Here is a 613-nt window from a genome sequence, read left to right on the forward strand (position 1 = left end):
TTTTATCAAGAGCTGCTTTAGCTTTAGTTGCGTCACCGATACCGTCAGTGATAGCTGCGTCAGCAAGTGTAGCTGCTACTTTTTTGATGCTTGCAGATGCGTCTACGTCTAGAGTTTCAGCTGAAGAAGCACCGATTTGGAAAGTAACTGCGCCCGCTTCAAAACCACCACCAGCAGCTAGTAGTTTTTGACCACCAAAAGATGTGTTGCCCATGATGTTGTTTAGTTCAGCTGAAAGCTGTTTGAACTCAGCGTCCATTGCTGCGCGGTCTTTATCACTGTTTGAACCGTTCAAAGATTGTGTTGCAAGGTCGTTCATACGGTAAGTGATGTTAGTCATCTCTTCCATTGCACCTTCAGCAGTTTGCATCATAGAGATGCCGTCTTGAGCGTTACGCATTGCTACAGACATGCCGCGAGTTTGAGCTTCCAAACGGTTAGCAATTTGTAGACCTGCAGCGTCATCAGAAGCTGAATTTACGCGGAAACCCGTGCTTAGACGCTCCATCGCAGTATTTAAAAGACCACTTGTGCTGTTTAGAGTGTTTTGAGTTACAAGTGATGCGTAGTTAGTGTTCATTTATAAAGCCATCTTAGTCTCCTTAGTTTATCA

General features: G+C 44.5%; 1 protein-coding gene. It reads right to left on the reverse strand.

Annotated features, from left to right (window positions below; translation table 11 throughout):
• Window positions 1-580 (reverse strand): Lateral flagellin (locus R7Z50_RS28855; RefSeq protein ID WP_318149927.1); only part of this gene is annotated, 580 nt, incomplete at its 3' end.
• Window positions 581-613 lie beyond the last annotated feature (33 nt).

This window comes from Vibrio sp. 1249-1, assembly GCF_033340495.1.